This is a genomic window from Streptomyces sp. NPDC054834, from assembly GCF_053611185.1.
On sequence record NZ_JBSGZV010000009.1, the window covers coordinates 195475 to 220448 of the forward strand.

At 72.8% G+C, this 24974-nt stretch carries 27 protein-coding genes; 16 read left to right on the plus strand and 11 right to left on the minus strand.

Going from position 1 to position 24974, the window contains the following annotated elements; translation table 11 throughout:
- Positions 1-31: 31 nt before the first annotated feature.
- Positions 32-1186, minus strand: coding sequence for a CaiB/BaiF CoA transferase family protein (locus ACWGJM_RS15455; protein ID WP_453412170.1), 1155 nt, complete (start codon positions 1184-1186; stop codon positions 32-34).
- Between the two features lie 221 nt (positions 1187-1407).
- On the opposite strand from ACWGJM_RS15455, the gene ACWGJM_RS15460 reads away from it, so the two are divergent.
- Positions 1408-2586, plus strand: coding sequence for a saccharopine dehydrogenase family protein (locus ACWGJM_RS15460; protein WP_453412171.1), 1179 nt, complete (start codon positions 1408-1410; stop codon positions 2584-2586).
- A 2-nt stretch (positions 2587-2588) separates the two neighbouring features.
- On the opposite strand, the gene mmpA is transcribed toward ACWGJM_RS15460, so the two are convergent.
- The gene (mmpA, locus tag ACWGJM_RS15465) at positions 2589-2735 is read right to left on the minus strand and encodes a morphogenic membrane protein MmpA (RefSeq protein WP_453412172.1); all 147 of its coding nucleotides are present in this window, start codon (positions 2733-2735) and stop codon (positions 2589-2591) included.
- A 216-nt stretch (positions 2736-2951) separates the two neighbouring features.
- On the opposite strand from mmpA, the gene ACWGJM_RS15470 reads away from it, so the two are divergent.
- A complete protein-coding gene (locus ACWGJM_RS15470) occupies positions 2952-3140 on the plus strand; it encodes a hypothetical protein (RefSeq protein WP_453412173.1) in 189 nt (62 codons plus the stop codon).
- Here the strand turns inward: ACWGJM_RS15470 and ACWGJM_RS15475 are convergent.
- Complete coding sequence (locus ACWGJM_RS15475) at positions 3089-3835, minus strand: endonuclease V (protein ID WP_453412174.1); 747 nt, start codon at positions 3833-3835, stop codon at positions 3089-3091. The genes ACWGJM_RS15470 and ACWGJM_RS15475 overlap by 52 nt on opposite strands.
- A 62-nt stretch (positions 3836-3897) precedes the next feature.
- Here ACWGJM_RS15475 and ACWGJM_RS15480 point away from each other — a divergent pair, with 62 nt between their 5' ends.
- Complete coding sequence (locus ACWGJM_RS15480) at positions 3898-4194, plus strand: YciI family protein (RefSeq protein WP_453412175.1); 297 nt, start codon at positions 3898-3900, stop codon at positions 4192-4194.
- Between the two features lie 10 nt (positions 4195-4204).
- On the opposite strand, the gene ACWGJM_RS15485 is transcribed toward ACWGJM_RS15480, so the two are convergent.
- Together ACWGJM_RS15485 and ACWGJM_RS15490 are read right to left on the minus strand one after the other, a co-directional pair.
- The gene (locus ACWGJM_RS15485) at positions 4205-4543 is read right to left on the minus strand and encodes a plasmid stabilization protein (RefSeq protein WP_453412176.1); all 339 of its coding nucleotides are present in this window, start codon (positions 4541-4543) and stop codon (positions 4205-4207) included.
- A 70-nt stretch (positions 4544-4613) separates the two neighbouring features.
- Positions 4614-5726, minus strand: a complete 1113-nt coding sequence (locus tag ACWGJM_RS15490; RefSeq protein WP_453412177.1) for a WD40/YVTN/BNR-like repeat-containing protein — start codon at positions 5724-5726, stop codon at positions 4614-4616.
- Positions 5727-5912: 186 nt separating this feature from the next.
- On the opposite strand from ACWGJM_RS15490, the gene ACWGJM_RS15495 reads away from it, so the two are divergent.
- On the plus strand, positions 5913-6329 hold the full coding sequence (locus tag ACWGJM_RS15495) for an SsgA family sporulation/cell division regulator (protein ID WP_453412178.1): 417 nt from the start codon (positions 5913-5915) through the stop codon (positions 6327-6329).
- On the opposite strand, the gene ACWGJM_RS15500 is transcribed toward ACWGJM_RS15495, so the two are convergent.
- Complete coding sequence (locus tag ACWGJM_RS15500; RefSeq protein WP_453412179.1) at positions 6326-7162, minus strand: isocitrate lyase/PEP mutase family protein; 837 nt, start codon at positions 7160-7162, stop codon at positions 6326-6328. The genes ACWGJM_RS15495 and ACWGJM_RS15500 overlap by 4 nt on opposite strands.
- A gap of 320 nt (positions 7163-7482) precedes the next feature.
- Between ACWGJM_RS15500 and ACWGJM_RS15505 the strand changes: the two genes are divergently transcribed.
- The 4 genes from ACWGJM_RS15505 (at position 7483) to ACWGJM_RS15520 (ending at position 11505) form a co-directional block, all read left to right on the plus strand.
- On the plus strand, positions 7483-9108 hold the full coding sequence (locus tag ACWGJM_RS15505) for an ABC-F family ATP-binding cassette domain-containing protein (protein ID WP_453412180.1): 1626 nt from the start codon (positions 7483-7485) through the stop codon (positions 9106-9108).
- A gap of 133 nt (positions 9109-9241) precedes the next feature.
- Entirely contained in the window at positions 9242-10018 is a 777-nt protein-coding gene (ddaH, locus tag ACWGJM_RS15510) for a dimethylargininase (RefSeq protein ID WP_453412181.1), read from the plus strand.
- A gap of 240 nt (positions 10019-10258) precedes the next feature.
- A complete protein-coding gene (locus tag ACWGJM_RS15515) occupies positions 10259-11233 on the plus strand; it encodes an acyl-ACP desaturase (protein ID WP_453412182.1) in 975 nt (324 codons plus the stop codon).
- Between the two features lie 29 nt (positions 11234-11262).
- Positions 11263-11505, plus strand: a complete 243-nt coding sequence (locus ACWGJM_RS15520; protein WP_453412183.1) for a hypothetical protein — start codon at positions 11263-11265, stop codon at positions 11503-11505.
- A gap of 197 nt (positions 11506-11702) precedes the next feature.
- Here the strand turns inward: ACWGJM_RS15520 and ACWGJM_RS15525 are convergent, their stop codons facing one another.
- Positions 11703-11948 (minus strand): WhiB family transcriptional regulator, encoded by a 246-nt coding sequence (locus ACWGJM_RS15525; RefSeq protein ID WP_453412253.1) that lies wholly within the window; start codon positions 11946-11948, stop codon positions 11703-11705.
- A 270-nt stretch (positions 11949-12218) separates the two neighbouring features.
- Between ACWGJM_RS15525 and ACWGJM_RS15530 the strand changes: the two genes are divergently transcribed.
- The gene (locus tag ACWGJM_RS15530) at positions 12219-13010 is read left to right on the plus strand and encodes a VOC family protein (RefSeq protein ID WP_453412184.1); all 792 of its coding nucleotides are present in this window, start codon (positions 12219-12221) and stop codon (positions 13008-13010) included.
- A 16-nt stretch (positions 13011-13026) separates the two neighbouring features.
- Here the strand turns inward: ACWGJM_RS15530 and ACWGJM_RS15535 are convergent, their stop codons facing one another.
- Positions 13027-14067, minus strand: a complete 1041-nt coding sequence (locus tag ACWGJM_RS15535; protein ID WP_453412185.1) for a LacI family DNA-binding transcriptional regulator — start codon at positions 14065-14067, stop codon at positions 13027-13029.
- Positions 14068-14209: 142 nt separating this feature from the next.
- On the opposite strand from ACWGJM_RS15535, the gene ACWGJM_RS15540 reads away from it, so the two are divergent.
- Both ACWGJM_RS15540 and ACWGJM_RS15545 read left to right on the plus strand, forming a co-directional pair.
- Positions 14210-15109, plus strand: a complete 900-nt coding sequence (locus tag ACWGJM_RS15540; protein WP_453412186.1) for a hypothetical protein — start codon at positions 14210-14212, stop codon at positions 15107-15109.
- An 84-nt stretch (positions 15110-15193) separates the two neighbouring features.
- Entirely contained in the window at positions 15194-17356 is a 2163-nt protein-coding gene (locus ACWGJM_RS15545; RefSeq protein WP_453412187.1) for a HEAT repeat domain-containing protein, read from the plus strand.
- On the opposite strand, the gene ligD is transcribed toward ACWGJM_RS15545, so the two are convergent.
- Complete coding sequence (ligD, locus tag ACWGJM_RS15550) at positions 17353-18372, minus strand: non-homologous end-joining DNA ligase (protein ID WP_453412188.1); 1020 nt, start codon at positions 18370-18372, stop codon at positions 17353-17355. The two genes, ACWGJM_RS15545 and ligD, sit on opposite strands and share 4 nt — an antisense overlap.
- Before the next feature lie 80 nt (positions 18373-18452).
- Here ligD and ACWGJM_RS15555 point away from each other — a divergent pair, with 80 nt between their 5' ends.
- The gene (locus ACWGJM_RS15555; protein WP_453412189.1) at positions 18453-19517 is read left to right on the plus strand and encodes an ATP-dependent DNA ligase; all 1065 of its coding nucleotides are present in this window, start codon (positions 18453-18455) and stop codon (positions 19515-19517) included.
- Positions 19518-19546: 29 nt separating this feature from the next.
- Here ACWGJM_RS15555 and ACWGJM_RS15560 read toward each other — a convergent pair whose 3' ends face one another.
- Both ACWGJM_RS15560 and ACWGJM_RS15565 read right to left on the minus strand, forming a co-directional pair.
- Positions 19547-20737: a zinc-dependent alcohol dehydrogenase gene (locus ACWGJM_RS15560; protein ID WP_453412190.1), complete on the minus strand. Its 1191-nt coding sequence runs from the start codon at positions 20735-20737 to the stop codon at positions 19547-19549.
- A 134-nt stretch (positions 20738-20871) separates the two neighbouring features.
- Positions 20872-21336 (minus strand): MarR family winged helix-turn-helix transcriptional regulator, encoded by a 465-nt coding sequence (locus tag ACWGJM_RS15565; protein ID WP_453412191.1) that lies wholly within the window; start codon positions 21334-21336, stop codon positions 20872-20874.
- A gap of 210 nt (positions 21337-21546) precedes the next feature.
- Here ACWGJM_RS15565 and ACWGJM_RS15570 point away from each other — a divergent pair, with 210 nt between their 5' ends.
- Genes ACWGJM_RS15570 through pcaH form a run of 4 tightly spaced genes read left to right on the plus strand, consistent with a single transcriptional unit; the run spans position 21547 to position 24972 of the window.
- A complete protein-coding gene (locus ACWGJM_RS15570) occupies positions 21547-22302 on the plus strand; it encodes a CoA transferase subunit A (RefSeq protein ID WP_453412192.1) in 756 nt (251 codons plus the stop codon).
- Complete coding sequence (locus ACWGJM_RS15575) at positions 22302-22949, plus strand: CoA transferase subunit B (protein ID WP_453412193.1); 648 nt, start codon at positions 22302-22304, stop codon at positions 22947-22949. The genes ACWGJM_RS15570 and ACWGJM_RS15575 overlap by 1 nt, the downstream gene beginning before the upstream one ends.
- Positions 22946-24187: a thiolase family protein gene (locus ACWGJM_RS15580; protein WP_453412194.1), complete on the plus strand. Its 1242-nt coding sequence runs from the start codon at positions 22946-22948 to the stop codon at positions 24185-24187. The genes ACWGJM_RS15575 and ACWGJM_RS15580 overlap by 4 nt, the downstream gene beginning before the upstream one ends.
- Before the next feature lie 11 nt (positions 24188-24198).
- The gene (pcaH, locus tag ACWGJM_RS15585; RefSeq protein ID WP_453412195.1) at positions 24199-24972 is read left to right on the plus strand and encodes a protocatechuate 3,4-dioxygenase subunit beta; all 774 of its coding nucleotides are present in this window, start codon (positions 24199-24201) and stop codon (positions 24970-24972) included.
- The last annotated feature ends 2 nt before the right edge of the window (positions 24973-24974 follow it).

Here is a 24974-nt window from a genome sequence, read left to right on the forward strand (position 1 = left end):
TTCGCGGGAGGTGGGCCGGTCGGTGGCGGGGTCAGTCGCCGTCCCGGGCGAGATCGTCGTGGTGGGCGAGCGCGGGTATGCCCCAGTCCCGGGCCACGGCCGCCGTGTCGGCGCCGGGCCGGGCGGGGCCGGTGCGGACGGTCGTCGGGGTGGCGGAGAAGCGGGGCGCGGGCGCGGGCTGGGTGATGCCGCCGTGCTCGGTGAAGGTGCCCCGGGCGGCGAGGTGCGGGTGGTGCGGGGCCTCGCGCAGGGACAGTACGGGCGCCACGCACGCGTCGGTGCCCTCGAAACGGGCGGTCCACTCGTCCCGGGTGCGGGACTTGAAGCGGGCGGCGACCTTCTCGCGCAGCTCGCCCCAGCGGGTCCAGTCCTTGCGGGCGGGGGCCAGTTCCTCGAGGCCGAGCAGGCGCAGGAACTCCTCGTAGAACTGCTGCTCGAGGGCGCCGACCGCCATGTACCCGCCGTCGGCGGTCTCGTAGGTGCCGTAGTACGGGCAGCCGCCGTCCAGCAGGTTGGCGCGCCGCCGGTCCTGCCAGCCGCCGGCGGCCAGCATGCCGTGGATCATCGCCGCGAGATGGGCGGCGCCGTCGACGATGGCGGCGTCGACGACCTGGCCGGTGCCGGTCGCGCGCGCGTGGTGCAGTGCGGCGAGGACGCCGACGACGAGGTAGAGCGAGCCGCCCGCGTAGTCGCCGAGGAGGTTGGCGGGGACGGCGGGGGGCCCGTCGGGGTCGCCGATCATGCCCAGGACGCCGGTCGGGGCGAGGTAGGCGATGTCGTGGCCGGCGCGGTCGGCGAGGGGGCCCTGCTGGCCCCAGCCGGTCATCCGGCCGTAGACCAGCGCGGGGTTGCGGGCGTGGCAGGCGTCGGGGCCGACGCCGAGGCGCTCGGCGACGCCGGGGCGGTAGCCCTCGATGAGGATGTCGGCCCGTCCGGCCAGGTCGAGGACGCGGGCGGGGCCGCCGTCGGACTTCAGGTCGACCAGTACGGAGCGCTTGTTGCGGTTGGTCACGTCGTACGCGGGGTCGATGCCGAGCGAGGCGCCGCCCGGCCGGTCCACCCGGACGACGTCGGCGCCCAGATCGGCGAGGAGCATGGCCGCGAACGGGCCGGGCCCGATGCCGGCCAGCTCGACCACGCGCACGCCCGTGAGCGGGCCGTGGCCCGGCGTCGCTGCCCTGGTCATTTCCGCACCCCCGGTCAATGTGACACAACCGCTGTAACACTGTTGATGCTAAGAACGCGTTCCACCGGACACAAGGGCTGGACAAGCAAGCGCTTAGCCAAGTTACCCTGCGGACTCGGCGCCCGGCGCGGCCGGCGCGTGGGCCTGGTCGCCGGGCACCGCATTCCTCACGCTAGCCTCAGCCACCGACAACGGCGCGGAGTGCACGACCGAAGGGTGTCATGAGCAGGCTGAACAGGACGGATCGTCCTTACGACATCGTGCTCTTCGGGGCCACCGGCTTCGTCGGCGGACTGGCCGCGCAGTACCTCGCCGCGCACGCCCCCGAGGACCTGCGCTGGGCGATCGCCGGCCGCAGCGAGCGGGGGCTGGCCGAGCTGCGGGAGCGGTTGCCGGGGGGCGTGGACGTGGGTGTCCTCCAGGCCGACGCGACCGATCCGGACGCGTTGCGCCGACTGGCCGAGAACGCGCGCGTGGTGGCCTCGACGGTGGGCCCGTACATCCGGTACGGCGAGCCGCTGGTCGCCGCCTGCGCGGACACGGGGGCCGACTATCTGGACCTGACGGGCGAGCCGGAGTTCGTGGACCTGATGTACGTCCGCCATGACTCCCGCGCGCGGGAGACGGGCGCCCGTCTGGTGCACGCCTGCGGCTTCGACTCCGTGCCGCACGACCTGGGCGTCCACTTCACCGTCCGTCAGCTGCCGGAGGGCGTGCCGCTGACCGTGGACGGCTACGTGAGCCTCGACGCGGCCTTCTCCGGCGGCACCTTCGCCTCGGCGCTGAACCAGTTCGCGCGCGGGCGGCAGATGCTGGCCGCCGCCCGGGAGCGCGGCCGGCACGAGCCGCGGCTGATCGAGCGCCGGGCGTCCGCGCCGGCGGGTGTACCGCGGTTCGCCAAGGACGTCGGCGCCTGGGCGCTGCCGCTGCCGACCATCGACCCGCAGATCGTGCGCCGGTCGGCGAAGGCCCTGGACCGGTACGGGCCCGACTTCCGCTACCGGCACTACGCGGCGGTGAAGCGCCTGCCCGTCGCCCTGGGCGGGGTGGCGGCCCTGGGCGCGGTGGCCGCGGCCGCCCAGCTCCCGCCCGCCCGGCGCTGGCTGTCCGGCCGGCTCAGGCCCGGGGACGGGCCGAGCGCCGAGAAGCGGGCGAAGAGCTGGTTCTCGGTCCGGTTCGTCGGCGAGGGCGGTGGCCGGCGCGTGTTCACGGAGGTCGCGGGCGGCGACCCGGGCTACGACGAAACCGCAAAGATGTTCGCCGAAGCGGCCCTGTCCCTGGCCTTCGACGACCTGCCGCCGACGGCCGGCCAGGTCACGACGGCGGTGGCGATGGGCGACGCGCTGACGCGGCGGCTGCGCGGCGCGGGGATCATCTTCCGGGTGGCGGCGTCCTTCTGAGGTCAGGCGGACCACTCGAGCACGGTGTACAGAATGCCGCCTATCCAGCCGATGCCCGCCAGCACGGCGAGGACGAGAGCGGCCGTCACGGCGCGTTCGACGGGCCGGCCGGGGTCGGACAGGGGCTGCGGGGAGCGGTGTGTCGTCATGCGGCACAGCCTGCCGCCTGCCCCCGGGCGCCACATCCGTACACGTACTCAGACGGCGTACGCACGCCCTGAGTACGCCGTCCGCCGAAGCGTTCCTCCCGGGTTTGAGACTTCCAGAACGGCGATGGGCCCTTCTCCTGCGGCGATGAACGGACAAGTCTCAAAGGGGAGTTCAATGAAACGATTGAAGTCCAAGGTCGACGGAGGGAGAAGCACGTGAAGTTCGTTCTCGAGGTGACGCTGGACGACGGCGCGGTCGCCGAGAACAAGGCCGGAGAGCTCGGGCGGATCCTGCGCTACTGGGGCGGGAACCTCGGCCATTACGCGCTGGTGCCGGGCGACGGCTCGGCCGTCTACGACTCCGAGTACCGGGAGGTCGGCTCCTGGAGCGTCGTCGCCTCCTGAGCCGCCCCCTCGGTCGCCTCCCGCAGCGCGCGCCGGCACAGCGCGTCCGCCCGGCGCGTGGTCTCGGGGATCCGGTAGGCCGGGGTCAGTGCCAGCGCGTGCGCGCAGGCATTGTCGAGGCTCACCCGGTGGCCGACCGAGACGAACACCGGCTTGACGGCGTCCCGGGTGCGCAGGGCGCGGCCGACCTCCTCGGTGCCCGACAGGAGCGGGGAGCCGCTGCCGCGCGCGGGGGCCGGGTCGTCGTAGGTGAAGGTGAAGGGGTTCTTGGCGACGCCGATCGCGGGCAGGCCGGTGAGCACGCCCAGATGACTGGCGAGACCGAAGCGGCGCGGGTGGGCGAGGCCGTAGCCGTCGCAGACGACCAGGCCGGGCGGGCACGGCAGCGCGTCGAGGGCGGCCAGGACGGTGGGGAGCTCCCGGAAGGCGAGCAGGCCCGGCACGTACGGAAAGGAGACGCGGCCGACGGCCGTCGCCTCGGCGACGACCTCCAGGGTGGCCCCGTCGAGGACGACCGCGGCCGCCGCGACGACGTCCCGTTCGTCGTCGTAGGCCACGTCGACGCCCGTCACGCAGCCGGAGCCGGGGAGCGGCCCGGGCCCCTCCAGGACCACCCGCGCGCGCAACTCGTCCTGGACGGCGCGGGCCTGTTCCTCGGTGGCGGGCCAACCCGCGGGGATCCGTACGGTCGTCATGGTGCCCACGAGCGTACGACTCCGCCCACGGTGGTCGCCGCACCAGGGGTACGCTCGCGATCATGTTCGTACTGGAGCTGACCTACACCGCGCCCCTCGACGCCGTGGACGCCCTGCTGCCCGACCATGTGGCCTGGCTGGAGGAGCAGTACGAGAAGGGCTTCTTCCTGGCTTCGGGACGCAAGAACCCCCGCGACGGCGGGGTGATCCTGGCCGTCGCGGGGGACCGCGCCCGCATCGACGAGATCGTCGCGGGCGACCCGTTCGCCGTCGCCGGTGTGTGCGCTTACCGCGTCACCGAGTTCACCGCCACGAAGACGGCTCCGGAACTGGCACGCCACCGGCAGACACTCGGCTGAGCGTCGCGGCTCATCCCTTCTTGGCGTCCAGCGCGCGCCGGAGCTCGTCCTTGTTCATGTGCGAACGGCCCTCGATGCCGCGCTGCTTGGCCTCGTTGTACAGCTGGTCGCGGGTCGGGCCCTGGGAGCCGACCCGGTTGCCCGACCGCTGGCCGCCACGTTCGCCGGACGACTTGTCCTGCGTCGAGCTGCGGCTGGCGGTCCTGGACTCGCCGGAGCGGGCGCGTTCCTTGTTCACCGTCCGCGAGGCGATCTCCTTGGCACGTCCCTCGCTCTCGCCCCGGTCCTGCGCGCTCTTCTTGATGTGCTCGTACTGACGCTCACGCTTGGGGCTGGAACCGGCTGGCATGATCGCTCCTTCCTTCCCGGTGGGGCGCCTTTGCGGCAGGTGACGAGTACCCGGGTCGCGGAGACTTAGCTCACCGTTCCAGCCGTGCCACCCGGCCCTGCTCCCCTGCCGCCCAGCAACTCAGGTCCGGGGTGCAGTCGACGGTGTCGTACGAACCGGTGTCGAGCGTCTTCCAGGTGCGGCCGCCGTCCGTGGTGACGTCGGTGCCGGTGGGGCCGACGGCGAGGGCGGCGCTGCGGCTGTGCGGGAGCCAGGCGGCGCCGGAGCGGTAGGCGGGCGGGGGTGTGGCCGCCGGCTGCCAGGTGCGTCCGCCGTCCCGGGTGACCGCGGCGGCCTGCGGGGAGGGCTGGTCGGCGCGGTAGTCGCCGCCGACCGCGAGGCCGTGGGTGCGGTCACGGAAGGCGAGCGCGAACACGCCGCGTGCCGGATCGCCCGCCGGGACCGGTGTGTCGGTGGCCGTCCAGGTCACGCCGCGGTCGGCGGAGTGCAGCACGCGCGCGCGTGCGCCTCCGCCGGTGGCCAGCCAGACGTCCTTCGGACCGGAGGTGACCAGGCACTGGCCGCTCGCCGCGAAGCCCGCCTCGCCGGCCGGTGAGGCGGGCATGCCGTCGGCGGGCAGCACCCGCCAGGTGCGTCCGCCGTCGGCAGTGGACAGTATGCGGAACCTGCCGTCCACCGGGTCGCTCATCGCCAGGCCGTGGCGGCGGTCGAAGAAGGCCATGCAGTCGTAGAAGGCCTTCTGGTCGGTGTTGCGGAAGGACTCCGTCCAGGTCGCCCCGCCGTCGTCGGTGCGGTAGACGCGGGACGCGTCGCCCTCGCCGATGGCCAGCACCACCGCGCTCCGCGCGTCGAACGCCGCCACGTCCCGGAACTGGAGGTCCGCGGCGCCCGGCGGGGAGGCGTTCCGCCAGCTCGCCCCGCCGTCGGTGGTGCGCAGCACCGTGCCGCCGGTCCCGGCCAGCCAGGCGGTGTCCCGGTTCACGGCCGCGAGCCCGCGGAACCGTGTCTGCGGCGCCCCGCTGTCCTTGAGCGCCCAGTGCGGCGCCCGGTGCTCCGGCGTGTGCGCCTGGGCCGGTACGACGGTCAGCGCGGCCAGCGCCACCCCGCACGCTCCCGCCGTCACCGCCCCCGCCGGCCGTCGATGCCTGCGTCCCGTCAGTCCCGCGTTCCCCGAGCGCCTCATGGCGGGCGAAGCTAGCCCACTCCCCGGGCCCCGTCCAGACGGCCTCGGTCCGGCGGGCGCGTGCATGAACGCGGTGACAGAGGTCACTAGCGATACGTGTGCACGGAGTGGCCCGTTCCGTCGTCTCTTCCAGTGCCCGGTCTCACACCCCGGAAGTCCGTCCAGCCGTCACGAGGGAGCAAGGCGTTGTCCACCGTCATCGAGCAGCCCGTAGAGGCCCGCCTCGTCGCCGCCGCACCACGCATGCCGAGCATTCCCGCCACGCTGCGCTACGACCGGCGCGACCCGTTCGCCGTCCGCATGACCTTCCCCGCCCCGGCCACCCTGGAGGGCGTCGAGGTCTGCTGGACCTTCGCCCGCGAGCTGCTGACGGCCGGTCTGCGCTCCCCTGAGGGCCACGGCGACGTACGGGTGCGGCCGTACGGGTACGACCGCACCGTGCTGGAGTTTCACGCCCCCGAGGGCACCGCCGTCGTGCACGTGCGCACCGGCGAGATCCGCCGCTTCCTCCAGGCGACGAACGACCTGGTGGCCTCCGGACTGGAGCACCTCCAGCTCGACCTCGACCACGACCTGGCGGAACTGATGCGCGACGCCTGCTAGCGCTCCCGCGTGAGCAGCGCGTTGAGCTCGCCGTAGTCGAGTCCCTCGGCCAGCGCCCCACAGGTCCCCGCGCCCAGCAGCTCCCGCGCGGCGCGACGGGCCACGGCGTACGCCGCCTGGGCCACACCCGACCCGGCGCTCACCCGGGCGACGCCGAGCACGGCCAGTTCGGCGACCGGCGGCGCGCCCGGACCCACCAGCACGTTGAGCGGCCCGTCGACGCCCTCGACGAGCGCCTTGACCGTCTCCGGTTCGACGGCCCCGGGGACGAAGATCCCGTCGGCACCCGCGGCGCGGAAGGCGGCGGCCCGCTCCAGGGTGGCGTCCACCTCACCGCCGCCGCGCAGGAAGGTGTCGATGCGGGCGTTGACGAACAACGGCACCCCCTCCGCGTCCGCGGCCTGGCGGGCGGCGGCGATCCGCTCGGCCTGCTCCGCGACCTCCCGCAACGGGGCCCGCCCCGTTCCGTACAGCGCGTCCTCGATGTTGATGCCGACCGCGCCCGCCGCGAGCACCGCCCGGACGGTGTCGGCGACGCCCTCGGGCTCGTCGGCGTAACCGGTCTCGATGTCGGCGCTGACCGGGACCCGCACGGTCGCGGCCACGCGCGCCACGGCCTGAAGCGCTCGGTCCCGCTCCAGCCGGTCACCGTCGGCGGCCCCCAGGGCCCAGGAGAGCCCGGCGCTGGTGGTGGCGACCGCGGCGGCGCCCGCGTCCTCGGCGAGCCGGGCACTCATGGCGTCCCAGGCGTTCGGCAGGACGAGCGGCCGTCCCGGGACGTGCAGGGAGCGGAAGGCCAGGGCACGGTCGCGCAGGGAGATCTGATGCGTCATACGCATCACCCAACCAGCCGCGGCGAGGCGGGGGCTGGCAGGAATCCGACATGAATGAGGCCCCCGCAAATTCCGTTGACGGCGCCCACCCGCCCTCCTACCGTGTACATCGCTTCTGTTGCCGTCGATCGGAGAAGGACGTTGCTCGTCTGAGGTCCTGAGACACCGCGCCCCACGCCAAGTGGGTGTACGCGCGTGCGACCTCGGCGTCCGAGCCGTCCTCCGGCACAGGGCTGAGCCCCCTCCCGGCCACACGGTTGCCGCCCCGCGGTGTCTCGACACGCGTTGCCCTGACCGCATCAAGCAACCGCGAGGCCCTTATGTCTCCTTCCCTCACCTGCACCTCCCTGTCCTTCGCCTGGCCCGACGGCACCCCCGTCTTCGACGGCCTCGACGCCGCCTTCGGCCCCGGCCGCACGGGACTGGTCGGCGTCAACGGATCGGGGAAGAGCACGCTGTTGAAGCTCATCGCCGGTGAACTCACCCCCACGGACGGCGCCGTCCGGACGACGGGCGAGGTCGGCTACCTGCCGCAGAACGTCACCCTGGACACCGCGCTCCACGTCGACGAGGCGCTCGGCATCGCCGCGAAGCGGGCCGCGCTGCACGCCATCGAGGCGGGCGACGCGGCCGAGGAGCACTTCGACACCCTCGGCGACGACTGGGACGTCGAGGAGCGCGCACTCGCGACCCTCGGCGAGCTCGGTCTCGGCCACCTTGGCCTGGACCGCGGCGTCGGTGAGGTCTCCGGCGGCGAGTCGGTGCTGCTGCGCCTGGCCGCGCTGCTGCTCGGCCGCCCGGACGTGCTGCTGCTGGACGAGCCCACCAACAACCTCGACCTGTACGCCCGCAGGCGGCTGTACACGGCCGTCGCGTCCTGGCCGGGCGTGCTGCTCGTGGTCAGCCACGACCGGGAACTCCTCGACCTGGTCGACCAGATCGCCGATCTGCGCGCCGGGGAGATCACCTGGTACGGCGGGAACTTCTCCGCCTACGAGGACGCCCTCGCCGTGGAGCAGGACGCCGCCGAACGCATGGTGCGCGTGGCCGAGGCCGACCTGCGCAAGCAGAAGCGGGACCTGGCCGACGCCCAGATGAAGCTGGCCCGCCGCAAGCGGTACGGACAGAAGATGGCGGACACCAAACGCGAACCGAAGATCGTCATGGGGGCGCGCAAGCGCGCGGCGCAGGAGTCCGCGGGCAAGCACCGCATCATGCACGAGGAGAAGCTCGCCGAGGCCAGGGAGCGGCTGGACGAGGCGGTGGAGGCCGTACGGGACGACGACGAGATCCGGGTCGACCTGTCGTACACGGCCGTGCCGCCCGGCCGTGACGTCCTCACCCTGCGGGATGTGGAGCCGGCCTACGGGGCGCGCGTCGCGGGCGTCTTCGAGCTGCGCGGCCCCGAGCGGGTGGCCCTCGTGGGGCGCAACGGCACGGGCAAGACGACGCTGCTGCGCACCATCGCGGGCGAGCTGGAGCCGGTGACGGGTGAGGCACGCGCGCACGTCCCCCTGCGGTTCCTGCCGCAGCGGCTGGACGTCCTGGACGGCGGGCTGACCGTCGCGGAGAACGTGGCCCGGTTCGCGCCGGGCGCCACCAACAACCGGATCCGGGCCCGCCTGGCCCGCTTCCTGTTCCGGGGCGCCCGCGCCGACCAGAAGGCGGCCACGCTCTCCGGTGGCGAACGCTTCCGGGCGGCCCTGGCGGCGCTGATGCTCGCCGAGCCCGCGCCGCAGCTGCTCCTGCTCGACGAGCCGACGAACAACCTCGACATGGCGAGCGTGCGCCAGTTGACGACGGCCCTGGAGTCGTACGAGGGCGCGCTGGTCGTGGCCAGTCACGACCTGCCGTTCCTCCAGTCGCTCGGCATCACGCGCTGGCTGCTGCTGGAAGGAGGGGAACTGGGGGAAACCACCGCTGAGGCGCTCACGGATCCCGCGTAGCCCGCGCGCGGAGCGTCTCAGGAGGGGCACAGCCTGACAACGAGGGTTTTGTCCGCGCGGACCCGCCCTGCATGATGGCGAACCGGCGCCGCAGAGAACGGGCGCCGGACCGCCCGCCGATACGGAGACCCCAGTGCCCAGCAAGAAGGCCCTCGTCCGCCGCCCCAGCCCGCGCCTCGCCGAAGGCCTGGTGACGCACATCGAGCGGGAGAAGGTCGACGTGGGCCTGGCCGTCGAGCAGTGGGAGGCCTACGTCGAGGCGCTGCGCACGCACGGCTGGGAGACGGTCGAGGTGGACCCGGCCGACGACTGCCCGGACTCGGTGTTCGTCGAGGACACCGTGGTGATGTACAAGAACGTGGCGTTGATCACCCGGCCCGGCGCCGAGTCACGGCGCGAGGAGACCGCCGGGGTGGAGGAGGCCGTTGCCCGGCTCGGCTGCTCGGTGAACTGGATATGGGAGCCGGGCACGCTGGACGGCGGCGACGTGCTCAAGGTCGGCGACACCGTCTACGTCGGCCGGGGCGGGCGTACCAACGCGGCCGGGGTCCAGCAGCTGCGGGCCGCCTTCGAGCCGCTCGGCGCGCGGGTGGTCGCCGTCCCGGTGCACAAGGTGCTGCACCTGAAGTCGGCGGTCACCGCGCTGCCCGACGGCACGGTGCTCGGTCACATCCCGAACGTGGACCGGCCTTCGCTGTTCCCCGGCTTCCTGTCGGTGCCCGAGGAGGCCGGCGCCCATGTCGTGCTGCTCGGCGGCCACAAGCTGCTGATGGCGGCCAGTGCGCCGAAAACGGCCGAACTGCTCACCGACCTCGGCCACCATGTGGTCACCGTGGACATCGGCGAGTTCGAGAAACTCGAGGGATGTGTGACATGCCTCTCGGTGCGGCTGCGGGAGCTGTACGCCTGAACGGGTGATCCTTCCCCCCTCGCGGCCCCGGGACCTGCGTGTCCCGTGGCTCTTCGGCATGCCTCCTTTCCGCCGGGCCAGGCGGCCTGATCAGCGATCTTTACGACGCGCTTAACCTACGGCTTCGTAACCTACGGATTCGTAGCCTACGATCACGTAGGTTCCGGTACCGCTCACCGGTCCGTTCCCCGACCGAGTCGGTTTCCTCCCCCTTCTGTTCGGCGTCCCCCTGGAGTTTCCATGACGATCACTTCCCCTCACCTCGGCAGCCCATCCGTGTGGACCGACGCGCGGCTGCTGTACGCGCTGGAGGAAGTGGTCGAGAAGGAACTGAACCGGCATCTGACGGTGGCCAAGGACTGGATGCCGCACGAGTACGTGCCCTGGAGCGACGCCCGCAACTTCCCCGGCCTCTTCGACGACGGCGAGGCGTGGGACAAGGAGCAGTCCAAGGTCACGGAGATCGGCCGGATCGCCCTGGTGGTGAACCTGCTCACCGAGGACAACCTGCCCAGCTACCACCACGAGATCGCCTCGCTGTTCGGCCGGGACGGCGCCTGGGGCACCTGGGTGCACCGCTGGACCGCGGAGGAGGGCCGGCACGGCATCGTGATGCGCGACTACCTGCTCGCCTCGCGCGCGGTCGACCCGGACAAGCTGGAGCAGTTCCGCATGGCGCACATGAGCGAGGGCTTCGAGTCGGACAACCGGCACTCGATGCTGCACTCGGTCGCCTACGTCGCCTTCCAGGAACTCGCCACCCGCATCTCGCACCGCAACACCGGCCACCAGTCCGGCGACCCGGTCTGCGACCGCATGCTGTCCCGCATCGCGACCGACGAGAACCTCCACATGGTCTTCTACCGCAACCTGGTCAAGGCGGCCTTCGAACTCGCCCCCGACCTCACCATGCAGGCCGTGCGGGACGTGGTGGTCAACTTCCGCATGCCCGGCCACGGCATCCCCGGCTTCGAGCGGGCGGCGGCGCAGATGGCCATCGGTGAGGTCTACAACCTGCGCATCCACCACGACGACGTCCTCCAGCCCGTGCTGCGCTTCCTGAAGATCATGGAGATCGACGGGCTCGGCCCCGAGGGCCGGCAGGCGCAGGAGGAGCTGGGGCTGTTCATGGGCGGACTGGACGCCGAGGCCCTGAAGTTCGACGAGAAGCTCGCCGCCCGCAAGGCCCGGATGGCGGCCCGGGCCGGCGCCTGACCACGACTGGCGGGGCGCACCGGACTCCGGTGCGCCCCGCCGGAGGTCTGCGGCACCATGCCGCCGGGCGTGACGGCACCAGGCCGGGGCTCGGCGCCGGACACCGCGTCCGTGGCTGCGGGCGGGTGGCCTGCCGGCGTCCGCGAAACCGTGGCGCCTCGAAGCAGGACGACCCGAAGCGGGACGACCCGAGGCAGGACGACCCGAAGCTCAACGACCCGAAGCTCAACGACCCGAAGCGGGACGACCCGAAGCTCAACGACCTGGTGTGATGGGCCGTCGCACCGACGCCGGCCTGCGGCGGGCGGTCGTTCGCGCAGTGTTGTGACGGAAGGCCGCCCCGCCGGTTCCGCGCCGCGTCACCCCGGCCGGATTCGAACCGGCGTGTACGCCTGGGCAAGGCGCCCGCCTGCCTCTGCGCCGCCTCCGGATGCGCTCCCGGATCCCAACCCCGGGCCCGGCCCGCGGATCAGGAGGACGTACGCCTCAGTGCCAGCCGTTCCTTCTCCGACAGGCCGCCCCACACGCCGAAGCGCTCGTCGTTGCTGAGCGCGTACTCCAGGCACGCGGCGCGCATCTCGCACATGCCACAGATGCGCTTCGCCTCGCGGACCGAACTGCCCGGCTCCGGAAAGAAGAAGTCCGCCCCGGTCTGCGCGCACAGCGCCTGCGCCTGCCAGGCGGTGTCGGCCGGGGTGATCGTTTCGATGTGCATGGCCAGGATCGTTCCGGACGGCGAAAAACGTTCGATCAACGCCCGGTCAACGAGCCGCGCCAGGGCCTCCGCCGCCCCGATCATGCTCCCCGCGCGGGCGCCGGCGCACGGCGGCGCGCGGAACAGTGCGAAGACCGGGAGAACAGAGGGCATCACGCAGGGTGAGCACAGGGGTCGCTTCAGCGGGCGGGAGTGTTCCGGCAGCGATTGTCAGTGGGCGGTGCCAGACTCGGCAGTGCAGACAACGGGACCCTTCCGAGGAGGGCGAACATGCTCACCACCCGTTTCGTCGACGGTGCCCCCAACTGGATCGACGTCGGCAGCCCCGACATCGACGGCGCCGTCTCCTTCTACGGCGGTCTCTTCGGCTGGCGGTTCCAGTCGGCGGGGCCCGAGGCCGGAGGCTACGGCTTCTTCCAGCTGGACGGCAGAACGGTCGCCGGCGGCATGCAGACCACACCCGAGCAGGGCCCGCCGTCCTGGACCGTGTACTTCCAGAGCTCCGACGCCCAGGCCACCGCCAAGGCCGTCGAGCAGGCGCACGGCACGGTCCTGTTCCAGCCGATGGACGTGATGGGGCAGGGGCACATGGCGGTCCTCGCCGACAAGGCGGGCGTGCCGTTCGGCGTCTGGCAGCCCGGGCAGACAAAGGGCGTGGACCTGGCCGGCGCTCCGGGTTCGCTGTGCTGGGTCGAGCTGTACACGCCGGACGAGGCGGCGGCCGCCGCGTTCTACCACCAGGTGCTGGGCCTGGAGACCTCGGCCACGTCCTTCCCCGGCGGCACCTACACGTGCATCAATCCCTCCGGCGCCGGCGAGGACGCCATGTTCGGCGGCATCGTCCCGCTGGCCGCTGCCTCGGCGCAGGCGGAAGGCGGGCCGCACTGGCTTCCGTACTTCGAGGTCGAGGACGCCGACGCCGCCGTCGCCAGGGCGCAGGAGCTCGGCGGCACGGTCCGGTCGCCCGCCACGGACATGGAGGGCGTCGGCCGGATGGCCAAGCTCGCCGACCCGTACGGCGCCCGGTTCGCGGTCATCAAGAGCGCGCCGCCGCAGGGCTGAGGAGCCGCTCGTCCGGCTACGCGGAGGCGCGTCGTACCAGTGTCGTCGGCAGGACCACACCGGTCGGCTCGCCGTCCGCGGCCGGATCGCCGTGGTGGCGGGGGCCCGGACCGCGCAGCAGCAGGCGGGCCATCAGCCGGCCCATCTCCTCGATGTCCTGACGGACCGTGGTCAGCGGCGGGTCGGTGTGTTCGGCGACCGGCAGCATGTCGTCGAAGCCGATCACCGCGACGTCCTCGGGCACCCGCAGCCCCCGCTCCCGCAGCACCCGCAGGGCACCGGAGGCGGCGAGGTCGTTGGCGGCGAAGACGGCGTCCACGTCCGGGCGGCGGTCGAGGAGTTCCCGCATCGCCCGCTCACCGCCGGCCGCGGTGAAGTCGCTCTCCACGATCAGCCCGGGGTCGGTGTCACCCATGACGTCCCGGTAGCCGTCGAGCCGGTCCACCGCCGAGGTCTGGTCGAGGGCGCCGGTGATGTGCGCGATCCGCCCGCGGCCGAGCTCCACGAGGTGCCGGACGGCCGTCCGGGCACCGTCCCGGTTGTCGCAGTCGACGTACACCGCGCTGCGCGTACCGTCGCTCCAGCCGGGACGCCCACCGAACACGGTGGGCACACCGGCGCCCTGGATCAGCCCCGGCAGCGGGTCGTCGAGGTGCAGCGAGAAGACGAGCGCGCCGTCGACATGTCCGCCGGCGAGATAGCGGGCCACGCGCGCGTGGTCGTCCCTGCCCTCCGTGAGCAGCAGCACCAGTTGGTTGTCGTGCGCCGTCAGTTCCTTGCTGATGCCGCGCAGTTGCAGCCCGAAGAAAGGGTCGGCGAAGACCCGGGTCTCCGGCTCGGCGATGACGACGGCGACGGCGTCGTGCCGTTTCGTCACCAGACTGCGCGCCGCCTGGTTGGGGACGTAGCCGAGTTCCTCGACCGCCCGCCGCACCCGCTGCACGAGGGGCTCGCGGACCCCGTCGCCGCCGTTGACGACCCGTGACACGGTGGCCCGTGACACCCCGGCCCGCGCGGCCACGGCCTCCAGCGTGGGACGCGGCGCTGTCTCGGTCACTTCGGGGCTCCTCACCGGGGTGTGCGGATCAGGATAGCCGGGCCGCGAGCCCCCGGTGAGAGCGCTCTCGCCACCGTGAAATGCGGTTGCGCACACGGCGCCGCCCGGCTGATGATCGCCGTCATGACGACGAGAAGGGCCCATGCCGCCTGACCGCCTCGCCCCGTATGCCCGGCTCCCGCACGCGTACCGGCACCGTGACGTCCTGCACAGCACCGTCGACGCCTTCGGCCGCGCCCACTGGCTGATCGCCGAGGAGCGGCACGGCCGTCCACGCGCGGACCCGTACGACGCCGTGGTCGTCACCCTCGAGGACGGTCGCAGGCACGAGACGCACCTGAGCGCCCTGCGGCCGCGCTTCCCCCTGCTGGACGCGCTGCCGGACGGCGGCTTCGTCGTCGCCGACGCGCGCCGACGTGCCCGCGAGGAACAGGTGCAGGTCTTCGACGCGCTGGGGCGGCCGTCGTGGTCGTTCGCGGTGGGCGACGCCATCGAGCACCTGCTGGCCGACGAGACGGGCAGTCTGTGGGTCGCCCATTTCGACGAAGGCGTGTGCGGGGACGACGAGTTGAGCCACCCGGGCCTGCGCCGCTGGAGCAGCACCGGTGAGCCGGTGTGGCAGTACGGGCCGGTGCCCGGGGCGAGAGAGATCATCGACTGCTATGCCCTGAACGTGGCGGAGCGCGCCGTCTGGGCCTGTCCGTACACCGACTTCCCGCTCCTGGAGATCCGCGGCGACCGGGTGGTCCGGGTGCGGCGCAACCCGGTGGCGGGCGCGCGCGGCCTCGCGGTGCACGGCGACCGGGTGGTGTTCTTCGGCGGGTACGGCGACGAACGGGACCGGATCGCCGACTGCCGCCTCACGGACACGACGGTCGAGGTGGTCGCGGAGGGCCGCCTGGCCCGCCCCGACGGCGCCGCGCTCGGGCGTCGCCGGGTGGTCTGCCGGGGCGCCCGCCTGTACGTCCAGGACGAGCCGTACCAGGAGTGGACGGTCCTGGACCTCGCGGCCCCGGACCTCGCCGGAACGGCCCCCTCCTGATCCGCTGTCGGGGCCGTTGTCAGTGGCGTGCGGCATGCTGTGACCAGTGGCGGACCGCGCGCCACGGGCAACGGGGAGGACAGGGTGTTCACGGGGATCGACGAGGTCGACTGGGCGTCGCTGGGGCATGCGTACACCGACTCGGCGACGGACGTGCCCGACCTGCTGTGGGGACTGGCGTCGGACGACCCGGCGCGGCGCGAGATCGCGCTGGACGGGATGTACGGCGCGGTGCACCACCAGGGTGATGTCTACGACAGCACGCTGGCGTGCATACCGTTCCTGTTCGAACTGGTCACGACCCGTGCGGTGGCCGACCGGGGTGCCGTCGTCGGACTGCTGCGCAGCATCGCGGGACGGCCCGACGAGGAGGAGGACACCGGCCCGGCGGACGCCTTCGGCACGGACGCGTCCGAGGACGACGAAGAGGACGAAGAGTACGACGACGAGTACGAGGAATGGCTCCGCCACCACCGCGAGGCCCAGGCGATGGTGCGGGACCGCGCCGGTGTCTTCCTGGACCTGCTGGACGATCCGGACCCGGGGGTGCGTGCCGCGGTGCCCGGCGCGCTGGCACAGCTGCACTCCGATCCGGTACGGGTGTTGGGCACCCTGCGCGCGAGGCTGCCCGGCGAGAGCGACCCCGCGGCCGCCCGGTCCCTGGTCCGTGCCCTGGGCACGCTGGCCGTCGAGCACGCCGGCGTCCTCGGTGCCGGGCCGGGGCACGCCCTGCGTGACGTCGTGTCCGGCGCGCCCGATCCCGAGCTGCGGCTGACGGCGCTGATCCAGCTGGCGCGCTGCGCCCCCGCCCTGCTGCCGGACGACACCCTGGAGATCGCCCTGGAGGTGATGCGTCTGGCCCGCGCCGCCAAGGAGCTGGGGCCGCCACCGGCAAGACCGGAGCGGCCGCTTACGAACACGCTGATCTCGCACGTGCGCGAGCTGCACGCCGAGCACCGCCGGAGCCTCGGCGTCGACGAGGCCGACGAGCTCCTCACCGAGCTGCACCGGCAGCTGGGCGACCGCGTCGAGGTGCGCTTCCCGCTGCTCGTCGCGCAGCTGCGCAGCCCCGACCCGGTGCAGCGCGCCCAGGCCGTCGGCATGGCCGGGCAGCTGCTGACGGGGTGGCGGGCCCCGGACGACGAACCGGTGCTGGCGCTGGCCATGCTGCTCGCCGAGGACGACCTGCGGCTGCACAAGTCCGTCCTCGCCGAACTCCGGTACCTCGCACCCGTCTCGCACCGCGTGGCCGAGGGCCTGGTGGCGTACATCGAGAGCTGGGAGGACCGGGAACCCGAGACCGGAACGGCCTGGCGGGACACGGCGGTCGGCAAGGCGTTCGAGGTGCTGACCCTCCAAGGGGACGAGCGGGTCGTGCCCGCGCTCGCCTCCGTCCTGAAGGGCATCGAGGTGCCCGAGAACCTGGCGGGGTGGATCGAGGCGCTCGGCCCCGAAGCGGCGGCCCCGCTGGGCCCGGTGCTGCACGACAGGCTCGCCGCGCTCGACCACCGGGTGCGCGGCGACGCCTGGAGTCGTCTCGTCCGTGGCCTGGGCGCGCTCGCCCACCGTGACTCGGTGCCGCTGCTCGCGGAGATTCTGAGCGGCACGGACAACCGCCACACGCGCCGCGAGGTGCTGAAGGCGCTCACCGCGTACGGCCGCCGGGGCATCGAAGCCGCCCCGTGGATACGGGAGTCGTGGTCGGACGGCACGGTGCCGGACGAGGACCGGATATACGTCGCCGAGGCGCTGTGGGCGGTGGCCGGGGACGCCGGGGCCGCCGAGGCGGCGCTGACGGTCACCGGCGACGCGCTGACGTGCGGGCAGTGGATGCGGCGGGACGCCGGGCTGCGGCTGGCCGGGGCGCTCGGCCCGTCCGGCGCGTCGCTGGCACCCCGGCTGCGTGAGCTGATCGCGGCCGGTACGGAGCCCGCGCGGGCGGCGGTCGCGCTGTGGCGGGTGACCGGCGGGGTGGACGAGGCGCTGCCGGTCCTGCTGGACCGGTGGACGGCGGCCCCCCGCACCCGCCCGGAGATCGCCGCGTGCCTCGCCGGGCTGGGCCGGGCCGCCGCTCCCGCGCTGCCACTGATACGCGCGGAGTTGGCCTCACCGCGCCGCCACAACAACACCGGCGGTCCGGGCAACATGCGCTACCACGTCCTGCCCGACGTCACCCTGCTCGGGGACTGCCGCCGCGTCCTCGGCGCGTTCAGCGAGCCGGGCGCCGACCGGGGAGCCGGGTCCTAGGGAGTCTCCTCGCGCCGAGCCCGGCTCGGCTGCACCCGTTTGGGCTCACCGGGCATCTTCGGGTACTCGGGCGGGTAGGGCAGGTCGCCCAGCCCGTGGTCGTGCTCGTCGCGGCGGGCGAGTTCGAGCAGGGCGTCGAGAGAGAAGGCGTGGTCGTCCATGTCCGCGTGGACGTCGCCGAGTTCGGCGAACCGGCCGGGCATGGTCGCGAGGTCGAAGTCCCGGGGGTGCGCGGCACCCACCTCCTCCCAGCGCAGGGGCGCCGAGACCGGGGCGTGCGGGCGGGGCCGCACGGAGTACGCGGAGGCGATGGTGCGGTCCCTGGCCGTCTGGTTGTAGTCCAGGAAGATACGGCGGCCCCGTTCCTCCTTCCACCACTTGATCGTGACGTGCTCCGGCATCCGGCGTTCCATCTCCCGGCCGACGGCGATCGCCGCGCGCCGCACCTGGGTGAAGGTCCAGCGCGGCTCGATGGGCACGAAAACGTGCAGGCCGCGCCCGCCGGAGGTCTTGGGCCAGCCGCGCAGGCCGCCGTACTCGTCGAGGACGGCGCGCAGTTCATGGGCGGCGCGGACGGCGTCCTCGTAGTCGGTGCCGGGCTGCGGGTCGAGGTCGATGCGGAGTTCGTCGGGGCGGTCGACGTCGGTGCGGCGCACCGGCCAGGGGTGGAAGGTGAGCGTCCCGTACTGGGCGGCCCACACCACGGCGGCCGGCTCGGTGGGGCACATCTCGTCGGCGCTGCGCCCGCTGGGGAAGGTGATGTGGGCGGTCGGGATCCAGTCGGGCATGCCCTTGGGTGCGCGCTTCTGGTAGAACCACTCGCCGTTCAGCCCGTCCGGGTGACGCTCCAGGGTGGTGGGACGGTCGCGCAGGGCGCGCAGGATGCCGGGGCCGACCGCCGCGTAGTAGCGGGCGAGGTCGAGCTTGGTGAAACCGCGCTCCGGGAAGAACACCTTGTCCGGACTGGACAGCCGCACGGTCCGCCCGCCCACCTCCAGCTCCACCGCAGCACCCATGCGGCCACGGTAGGCGCGCCACACGCACCCCGCACCCCGCACACCGGGCGGCACGGGGCAGGTGCGAGCAGAATCGGAGCATGGATCTGCCGGTGATGCCGCCCGTGAAGCCGATGCTCGCCAAGTCGGTGGCGAACATCCCGCCGGACATGCAGTACGAGGCCAAGTGGGACGGGTTCCGGGCGATCGTGTTCCGCGACGGGGACGAGGTCGAGCTCGGCAGCCGTACGGGCAAGCCGCTCACCAGGTACTTCCCGGAGCTGGTGGCGGCCGTCAAGGAGCGGGTGCCCGAGCGCTGTGTGCTGGACGGCGAGATCGTCATCGCCCGGGAGGGGCGGCTCGACTTCGACGCCCTGACCGAGCGGATCCACCCGGCGGACTCCAGGGTCCGCATGCTCGCCGAGCGGACCCCGGCCTCCTTCGTGGCGTTCGACCTGCTGGCGCTGGACGACGAGTCGCTGGTCGACGTGCCCCTGACCGACCGGCGGGCACTGCTCGTCCGGGCGCTGTCGGGGGCGACCGCGCCGGTGCACCTGGCACCGGCGACGACGGACATCGAGGTGGCGCGGCAGTGGTTCGAGCAGTTCGAGGGGGCCGGTCTCGACGGAGTGATCGCCAAGCCGCTCACGCTGCGCTACCGGCCCGACCAGCGGGTGATGTTCAAGGTCAAGCACGAGCGCACCGCGGACGTCGTGGTGGCCGGTTACCGCCTCCACAAGAGCGGACCCGTGGTCGGCTCGCTGCTGCTCGGCCTGTACGACGACCGGGGCCGGCTCCAGCACGTCGGCGTGTCGGCCGCCTTCTCCATGAGGAGGCGCGCCGAGCTGGTCGGGGAGCTCGATCCGCTGCGCATGGACGACGTGGCCGGGCATCCGTGGGCGGCCTGGTCCGAGGAGGCGGCCCACGAGACGGCCCGGCTGCCCGGGGCGCCCAGCCGCTGGTCGGGAAAGAAGGACCTGTCCTGGGTGCCGCTGAGACCGGAGCGGGTCGCCGAGGTGGCCTACGACCACATGGAGAACGGCGCCCGCTTCCGGCACACGGCCCGCTTCTGCCGCTGGCGGCCCGACCGGACTCCGCAGAGCTGCACCTACGAGCAGCTGGAGGAGCCGGTGCGCTACGACCTCGGGGAGATCCTCGGGCCGTAAGGGCGGTGACCCGCACACGGCCCGGCGTGTCAGGGCTGGAACAGGATCTTGACCGCGCCCTCCTGCTTGCGCTGGAACATGTCGTACGCGTGCGGCGCCTCGGACAGCGGCACCCGGTGCGTGGCGAAGTCGTCGACGCCGAGCGGGTCCTCGTCGGTGAGGTAGGGCAGGATGTCGCCGCTCCAGCGGCGCACATTGGCCTGGCCCATCCGCATCTGGATCTGCTTGTCGAAGAGGGTGAGCATCGGCATCGGGTCCGCCGTGCCGCCGTACACACCGATGAGGGAGAGCGTGCCGCCGCGGCGCACCATCTCGATGGCGGTGTGGAGGGCGGCGAGCCGGTCGACGCTGAAGCGTTCCGCGAGGGGGCCGCCCAGCTTCCGGGGCATCACCGCGGCGGCCTGCTGGATGAGCCGGGCGGCCGCGCTGCCGTGCGCCTCGGTGCCGACCGCGTCGATCACGGCGTCGGGGCCGCGCCCCTCGGTCTCGTCGCGGATCGCCTCGACCAGTTCCTTCTCGCCGTCGAAACCACGCAGGTCGAACGTCTGCACGCCCCGTCGGCGGGCCCGGGCCAGCCGCTCCGGGACCAGGTCCACGCCGAACACCCGGCCGGCGCCGCGGGCCCGGGCGATGCGGCACGCCATGTCGCCGATGGGCCCGAGGCCGAGCACGGCGACGCTGCCGCCACGTGGGATGCCGGCGTACTCGACCGCCTGCCAGGCGGTCGGCAGCACGTCGGACAGGTAGACGAACCGGTCGTCGGGCGGGCCCTGGGGCACCTTGATCGGTCCGTAGTCGGCGTGCGGGACACGCAGGTACTCGGCCTGCGCGCCGGGCACCGCGCCGTACAGCCGGGTGTAGCCGAACAGTGCGGCGCCCATGCCCTCGCTGGTCACCTGGGTGGTCTCGCACTGGGTCTGGAGTCCGTCCGAGCACATGAAGCAGTGCCCGCAGGAGATCTGGAACGGCACCACCACCCGGTCGCCCGGCCGCAGGTCGGGCACCTGTGGGCCGACCTCCTCCACGATGCCCATCGGCTCGTGCCCGAGGATGTCGCCCGGGGTCATGAACGGGGTGAGCACCTCGTACAGGTGCAGGTCGGAGCCGCACAGCCCCGTCGACGTGAGGCGGATGACGGCGTCGGTCGGCTCCTCGATCCGGGGATCGGGCACGTCCTCCACCCGTACGTCCCGCTTGCCCTGCCAGGTCACTGCCTTCATCGTGTCGCGCTCCCTCCGACGCGTGTGCGCGCCTGTCGCCGTTGCGCGTTCGCTTCTGGGGCGGCGCCCGGGTACCCATGAGGGCCGGCCCGAACCGTGACCGGCCGGCCGGGGAGAGGGTTCGGCGGTTGCGCTCAGGGCTGCCCGACGAGGGGTTCCGCCGGGTTGCGCAGCCCCTCCGCGGCGTCCGAGACCCGGCGGATCAGGTCGAAGAACAGCCGCTGCTCGTCGGCGGAGAGCGGCGCGAGGAAGACCTGGTTCATCCGGGCCGTGCGCACGGTCAGCTTGCGGTGGGTACGCAGACCGTCGTCGGTAAGACGCAGCAGGAAGCGGCGGCCGTCCTGCGGATCGCGCACCTTGTCCAGCAGTTCCCGGCGGGAGAGCCGGCTGATGACCTCGGCGATCGTCGACCGGTCGAGGCCCACGCGCTCCCCGACGGTGCGCTGGTCGAGGCCCGGTTCGGCGACGAGCGCGTTCAGGACCGCGAACTGCGGCGAGGTGATGTCCTCCGAGACCATCGTGTTCCACAGCAGGTAGTGGGCCTGCTGGAGCCGCCGGGCCAGGTGCCCGGGGTGGGTGGTGAGGTCCACCGCGGCCATGTGCGCTCCCGTCGTCGTATTCGTTGGTGCACTGAACGATACCCGCCTCCCAGCTCCCCTGTCCTTGGGTCCGCCTCACCCTTCGACCGCCACTCTTGACGCTGCGGCACACCAGTGGCAGCGTGGGCGACACCTCGCTCGAATACTCAGTGTGCTGATTAATTCGCCGGATTCGCAGAGTTCGCAGATCGCAGAGATGGGGCTTCACGGATGGACAAGGTGGTCGCCACGGCCCTGGAGGCGGTGGCCGATGTGCCGGACGGCGCGTCGCTGGCGGTCGGCGGCTTCGGGCTGAGCGGTGTGCCGAACGTGCTGATCCAGGCGCTGTACGAGCGGGGCACGACGGGTCTGAGCGTGGTGTCGAACAACTGCGGGGCGATGGAGTCGGGTCTGGCGGTGCTGCTGGCGGCCGGCCGGATCGCCCGGGTGACCGGCTCCTACATCGGCGCGAACAAGGAGTTCGCCCGCCAGTATCTGGCCGGGGAACTGGAGGTGGAGCTGATCCCGCAGGGCACGCTGGCCGAGCGGCTGCGGGCCGGCGGCGCGGGGATCCCCGCCTTCTACACCCCGGCCGGGGTGGGCACACAGGTCGCCGACGGGGGGCTGCCGTGGCGCTACGACGGCTCCGGCGGGGTCGCGCTCGCCTCCCCACCGAAGGAGGTGCGGGAGTTCGACGGCGTGGAGTACGTCCTGGAGCGCGGCATCCGCACCGACTTCGCGCTGGTCCGGGCGGCGAAGGGCGACCGGCACGGGAACCTGGTGTTCAACAAGTCCTCCCGCAACTTCAACCCCCTGGCGGCGATGGCGGGCCGGGTGACGATCGCCGAGGTGGAAAAACTCGTGGAACCCGGGGAGATCGACCCGGACGCGGTGCACCTGCCGGGCATCTTCGTGCAGCGGGTGATCGCCCTGACCCCGGAGCAGGCGGCGGACAAGCGGATCGAGCGGCGGACGGTGAGTTCCTGATGGCGTGGACACGCGAGCAGATGGCCGCCCGCGCGGCCCGCGAACTGCGGGACGGCCAGTACGTCAACCTCGGCATCGGACTGCCGACCCTGATCCCCAACCACCTGCCCGAAGACGTGGAGGTGATCCTGGAGTCGGAGAACGGCATCCTGGGCACCGGCCCCTACCCCACCGAGGACGCCGTCGACCCGGACCTGATCAACGCGGGCAAGGAGACCGTCACCGTTCTGCCCGGCGCCAGCTTCTTCGACTCGGCGCTGTCCTTCTCCATGATCCGCGGCGGCCACATCGACGTCGCCGTCCTCGGCGCCATGCAGGTCTCCGCCACGGGCGACCTCGCCAACTGGGCCGTCCCGGGCAAACTGGTCACCGGCATCGGCGGGGCCATGGACCTCGTGCACGGCGCCCGTACGGTCGTGGTCGTCATGACGCACACCGCCAAGGACGGCTCCCCGAAGATCCTCAAGGACTGCACGCTGCCGCTGACGGGCCGGGCGTGTGTCGACCGGATCATCACCGACCTCGGCGTCCTCGACGTGACCGAGGACGGCCTGCTGCTCGTGGAGTGCGCACCCGGCGTGAGCGTGGCGGAGATCACCGCGAAGACCGCCGCCGGGCTGCGCGTACCGGAGGAGGTCCAGTCATGAGGGACGTGTACGTCGTCGACGCCGTCCGCACCCCCATCGGCCGCTACAACGGCGGCCTGGCGAGCGTCCGCCCCGACGACCTGGCCGCCCACGCCGTCCGCGAACTCCTCGCTCGCACACCGGAGCTGGACCCGGCGCGGATCGAGGACGTCTACTTCGGCAACGCCAACGGGGCGGGCGAGGAGAACCGCAACGTCGCCCGCATGGCCGCCCTGCTGGCCGGGCTCCCCACCTCCGTGCCCGGCGTCACCGTGAACCGGCTGTGCGCTTCCGGTCTGGAGGCGGTCGTCCAGGCGGCCCGGGCGATCGCCGTCGGCGACGCCTCCGTCGCCGTGGCGGGCGGCGTGGAGTCGATGACCCGGGCGCCGTACGTGCTGCCGAAGTCCGACCGCCCCTTCCCGGCCGGGCACGCCGAGCTGTACTCGACCACGCTCGGCTGGCGCATGGTCAACCCGGGGATGAACCCCCAGTGGACGATCCCGCTGGGCGAGTCGGCCGAACTCATCGCCGACAAGCACAAGATCAGCCGCGCGCAGCAGGACGAGTTCGCGCTGCACAGCCACCACAAGGCCGCCCGCGCCCAGACCGAGGGCCTCTTCGACGCCGAACTGACCCCGGTACCGGTCCCGCAGCGCAAGGGCGACCCGGTCGCCTTCGACGCCGACGAATGCGTACGCCCGGACGCCTCCCTCGCCGCCATGGCCAAGCTGAAGCCGTCCTTCCGCCAGGCGAGCGAAGCGAGATGGGGGTCCCCCCGGCCGGAGGCTGGGGGAGGCACCGTCACCGCCGGCAACGCCTCACCGCTCAACGACGGCGCCGCCGCCCTCCTCCTCACCGACGAGGAGGGCCTGAAGGCCACCGGCCGCGAACCGCTGGCCCGGGTCACCGCCACCGGAGTCTCCGCGACCGACCCGCACTACTTCGGGCTCGCACCCGTCGACGCCGTCAACCGGGCCCTCGCCAAGGCGGGCAAGGACTTCGACGACCTTTCGGTGCTGGAGCTCAACGAGGCGTTCGCCGCGCAGGTCCTCGGCTGCCTCGCCGAATGGCCCGAGTTCGACCCTGCGATCCTCAACCCGCAGGGCGGAGCGATCGCGCTCGGCCACCCGCTCGGCGCCTCCGGGGCCCGCCTCGCGGGCACCGTCGCCCACCAGCTCGCCCGGCGCGGCTCCGGCACCGGCGTCGCCACCCTCTGCATCGGCGTGGGCCAGGGCCTCGCCCTCGTCCTCGAACGCTAGGAACACCCACCATGTCCCTCACCCAGCACGACATCGACCAGGAGATCGCGGCCGAGCACGCCACGTACGAGAAACGGGTCGCCGACGGCGCCCCCGTCGAGCACCACCCGCGCCGCGACTACGCCCCGTACCGCTCCTCCGTGCTGCGCCACCCCGAGCAGCCGCCGGTCACCATCGACGTGACGAAGGACCCGGAGCTGGTGGAGCTGCACTCCCCCGCCTTCGGCGAGCGCGACATCACGGAGATCGACAACGATCTCACACGGCAGCACACCGGCGAGCCGATCGGCGAGCGCATCACCGTGTCCGGCCGCGTCCTCGACCGCGACGGCCGCCCGGTGCGCGGCCAGCTGGTCGAGATCTGGCAGGCCAACTCGGCCGGCCGCTACGCCCACCAGCGCGAACAGCACGACGCCCCGCTCGACCCCAACTTCACCGGCGTCGGCCGCACCCTCACCGACACCGACGGCTTCTACCGCTTCACCACCATCCAGCCCGGCCCCTACCCCTGGCGCAACCACGTCAATGCCTGGCGCCCGGCCCACATCCACTTCTCGGTCTTCGGCACGGCGTTCACCCAGCGACTGGTGACGCAGATGTACTTCCCGAACGACCCGCTCTTCCCCCACGACCCGATCCTTCAGTCCGTGACGGACGACGCGGCCCGGCAGCGGCTGGTCGCCACCTACGACCACAGCCTGTCCGTGCCGGAGTTCTCCCTCGGCTACCACTGGGACATCGTGCTGGACGGCCCGGACGCCACCTGGATCGAAGAAGGACGCTGACC

Excerpts from the sequence above, each read along its gene's own strand:
- ACWGJM_RS15540 (WP_453412186.1), top strand. The coding sequence starts at position 14,210 with ATGCCGCCTGACCGCCTCGCCCCGTATGCCCGGCTCCCGCACGCGTAC.
- ligD (WP_453412188.1), bottom strand. The coding sequence starts at position 18,372 with ATGGGTGCTGCGGTGGAGCTGGAGGTGGGCGGGCGGACCGTGCGGCTG.
- ACWGJM_RS15460 (WP_453412171.1), top strand. The coding sequence starts at position 1,408 with ATGAGCAGGCTGAACAGGACGGATCGTCCTTACGACATCGTGCTCTTC.
- ACWGJM_RS15500 (WP_453412179.1), bottom strand. The coding sequence starts at position 7,162 with ATGACGCATCAGATCTCCCTGCGCGACCGTGCCCTGGCCTTCCGCTCC.
- ACWGJM_RS15580 (WP_453412194.1), top strand. The coding sequence starts at position 22,946 with ATGAGGGACGTGTACGTCGTCGACGCCGTCCGCACCCCCATCGGCCGC.
- ACWGJM_RS15555 (WP_453412189.1), top strand. The coding sequence starts at position 18,453 with ATGGATCTGCCGGTGATGCCGCCCGTGAAGCCGATGCTCGCCAAGTCG.
- ACWGJM_RS15490 (WP_453412177.1), bottom strand. The coding sequence starts at position 5,726 with ATGAGGCGCTCGGGGAACGCGGGACTGACGGGACGCAGGCATCGACGG.
- ACWGJM_RS15570 (WP_453412192.1), top strand. The coding sequence starts at position 21,547 with ATGGACAAGGTGGTCGCCACGGCCCTGGAGGCGGTGGCCGATGTGCCG.
- ACWGJM_RS15505 (WP_453412180.1), top strand. The coding sequence starts at position 7,483 with ATGTCTCCTTCCCTCACCTGCACCTCCCTGTCCTTCGCCTGGCCCGAC.
- ACWGJM_RS15565 (WP_453412191.1), bottom strand. The coding sequence starts at position 21,336 with ATGGCCGCGGTGGACCTCACCACCCACCCCGGGCACCTGGCCCGGCGG.
- ACWGJM_RS15560 (WP_453412190.1), bottom strand. The coding sequence starts at position 20,737 with ATGAAGGCAGTGACCTGGCAGGGCAAGCGGGACGTACGGGTGGAGGAC.
- mmpA (WP_453412172.1), bottom strand. The coding sequence starts at position 2,735 with ATGACGACACACCGCTCCCCGCAGCCCCTGTCCGACCCCGGCCGGCCC.
- ACWGJM_RS15455 (WP_453412170.1), bottom strand. The coding sequence starts at position 1,186 with ATGACCAGGGCAGCGACGCCGGGCCACGGCCCGCTCACGGGCGTGCGC.
- pcaH (WP_453412195.1), top strand. The coding sequence starts at position 24,199 with ATGTCCCTCACCCAGCACGACATCGACCAGGAGATCGCGGCCGAGCAC.
- ACWGJM_RS15480 (WP_453412175.1), top strand. The coding sequence starts at position 3,898 with ATGTTCGTACTGGAGCTGACCTACACCGCGCCCCTCGACGCCGTGGAC.
- ACWGJM_RS15485 (WP_453412176.1), bottom strand. The coding sequence starts at position 4,543 with ATGCCAGCCGGTTCCAGCCCCAAGCGTGAGCGTCAGTACGAGCACATC.
- ACWGJM_RS15530 (WP_453412184.1), top strand. The coding sequence starts at position 12,219 with ATGCTCACCACCCGTTTCGTCGACGGTGCCCCCAACTGGATCGACGTC.
- ACWGJM_RS15475 (WP_453412174.1), bottom strand. The coding sequence starts at position 3,835 with ATGACGACCGTACGGATCCCCGCGGGTTGGCCCGCCACCGAGGAACAG.
- ACWGJM_RS15575 (WP_453412193.1), top strand. The coding sequence starts at position 22,302 with ATGGCGTGGACACGCGAGCAGATGGCCGCCCGCGCGGCCCGCGAACTG.
- ACWGJM_RS15515 (WP_453412182.1), top strand. The coding sequence starts at position 10,259 with ATGACGATCACTTCCCCTCACCTCGGCAGCCCATCCGTGTGGACCGAC.
- ACWGJM_RS15525 (WP_453412253.1), bottom strand. The coding sequence starts at position 11,948 with ATGCACATCGAAACGATCACCCCGGCCGACACCGCCTGGCAGGCGCAG.